This window comes from Endozoicomonas sp. ONNA1, from assembly GCF_024606325.1.
GTDB lineage: Bacteria > Pseudomonadota > Gammaproteobacteria > Pseudomonadales > Endozoicomonadaceae > Endozoicomonas_A.
The window spans coordinates 1-2,486 of record NZ_JAHHPN010000479.1 but is presented as its reverse complement, the minus strand read 5'-3'; the positions used below and the strand labels follow the sequence as shown (position 1 = coordinate 2,486).

1 protein-coding gene is annotated in these 2,486 nt (G+C 45.9%); it reads left to right on the top strand.

Features of this window, described 5'->3' with window-relative positions; all coding sequences use genetic code 11:
• Positions 1-185: 185 nt before the first annotated feature.
• The coding region (locus KDK19_RS10850; RefSeq protein WP_257291936.1) for a hypothetical protein at positions 186-2,486 on the top strand (2,301 nt) is incomplete at its 3' end.

Genomic DNA, 2,486 nt, shown 5'->3' with positions numbered 1-2,486 from the left:
AAGAGCTGGAAAAAGCGCAAACCCTGATAGAGATATGCAAGAAAAAAAACATCACAGTCAAGTACACTTTTTATAAGCTTCTTCGATTCGTAGAGAGAAAGTCTTTTAATGGCTTCTTCGATAATGCGACCGTTTTTTTTGGGCGCCTTCCTGAATCCTTCAAAAATACCGGCATGCTGACCAGCATGCTAAATAATAAAAAACATATCCGTGATTTTGCCGAGCGTAGCCAGGGTGAACTCGAATATTTAGCGAGTTTGGATGTATTGACTTCCCTTTCGTCCATGAATAATAGAAAAGGCTTGCTCAAACATGAGGAAGTGGAAGAGATGCTGAGCTGGCCCGAATGGAAAGACGAGTATGGCGAGTTCAATACGGAGTTATTCCGCTCTTTCTCATCTATGAACGCCAAAAGAGGCATACCCAAACATGAGGAAGTGAGAGAGATTCTTAGCTGGCCGGAATGGAAAGATAAGGATGGCAAGTTCAGTAAGGAGCTGTTCCGCCCCTTCTCATCCATGAATAGTAGCAAAGGTATACTTAAACACGAGGAAGTGAAAGAGATCCTGAGCTGGCCGGAATGGAAAGGCAATGATGACGGGTTCAATATGGAACTGTTCCGTGCTTACTCATCCATGAAAAGTGGTAGAGGCATGCTCAAACATGAGGAAATGAAAGAGTTGTTGGGCTGGCCGGAATGGAAGGACAAAGATGACGAGTTCAATATTGAGCTGTTCCGCGCTTTCTCGTCCATGAACTGTGGTAAAGGCATACTCAAACATCAGGAAGTGAAAGAGGTGCTCGGCTGGCCGGAATGGAAGGACAACGATGGCGAGTTCAACATGGAGCTATTCCGCTCCCTCTCATCCCTGTACAACAAAAGAGGCGTACCCAAACATAAGAAAGTCAGAGAGATGCTGGGCTGGCCGGAATGGAAAGATGAGGATGACAAGTTCAATATGGGGTTGTTTCGCTCCGTCTCGTCTATGAATCATTCCAAGGGCATGCTCAACCATGAAGAAGTAAAAGAGGTCCTGAGCTGGCCGGAATGGAAAGACAAGGATGACAAATTCAATATGAGGCTGTTCCGCGTCTTTTCGTCCATGAATAATGGCATGGGCATGCTCAAACATGAGGAAGTAAAAGAGGTGCTGGGCTGGCCGGAATGGAAAGACAAAAATGGCGAGTTCAATATGGAGCTGTTTCGCTCCCTCTCATCCATGAATAATGGCAAAGGTATGCTCAAGCATGAGCAAGTGAAACGGGTGCTGAGCTGGCCGGAATGGAGAGACAAAGATGGAGAATTCAGTGTGGAGCTCTTTCGCGCTTTCTCATCCATAAACAGTGGTAAAGGCATGCTTAAACACGAGAAAGTGAAAGAGATCCTGAGCTGGCCGGAGTGGAAAGACAGGGACAGCAAGTTCAACATGGAGCTGTTCCGCTCTTTCGCGTCCATGTACGACAAAAGAGGTATACCCAAACATAAGGAAGTGAAAGATATGCTGAGCTGGCCGGAATGGAAGGACAAAGATGACGAGTTTAGTATGGAGCTGTTCCGCTCCTTCTCATCTATGAATAATAGAAGAGGCATGCTCAAACATGGGCAAGTGAAAGCAATGTTGGGCTGGCCGGAATGGAAAGACAAGGATGGTGAATTCAATATGAAGTTGTTCCGCTCCTTCTCATCCATGAATAGTTGCAAAGGCATACCCAAACATGAGCCAGTGAAAAAAGTGATGGATTGGATAAGCTGTGGAGGTGCACCCAATCACCAGCTCCTGCGAATAATGACCAGACTCTGGAAATCAGAAGGGCTGCCTGCTATTCAGATGCTGCAACATCAGGAAACACAACTGAAACAATGGCTTTTAGCAGAATCTGCTGAAGACAAAAGTGATTCAGAGAGTGAAGAGGGCGACGAATACGATAGCGATTCAGAGGATGAAGAGGATGACGAATTCAATCGCCAAATAAAAACAGTGGCCCTTTATCTTTCCACCTCTAAGCCAGACTGGTCACTCAACTGGGTGGTTTTACAACAGTTTCAGCAATTCAATGCAAAGACTAAAACCGTTCTGATGATGGAATCATTGATAACGCTTTTATTTTCTTATGGCGGGAAAGGCGTCGAGCGCTACCTCCGGACTGATCAAAAGGATCGGGATTTTTTGTGGCGTCATTCGATTAAAACTTTGCCCTTGCATGTATTAAATAAGGCAATGGTTCTATCTTCTTCCCATGAACACAGAGAGCGTTTTATCCACTTTGTCAAGCGGCTGAAGTCATTGCCGGATAGGAGCCGATGGGAACAGTGCTCAGCCCTGTTGCAACCACTGTCGGGGGTGCTGAAACACGATTACATGAAAAGACTCTATTGGGAAATTCTGCAACCCTTAACAAAAGATGATCAGTTGCGTCTTCTGGACGCCAGCCATGCTCAGGCTGTGTTCGACCTGTTTCCCTCCTTGGGTGCCCTGCATAAACTC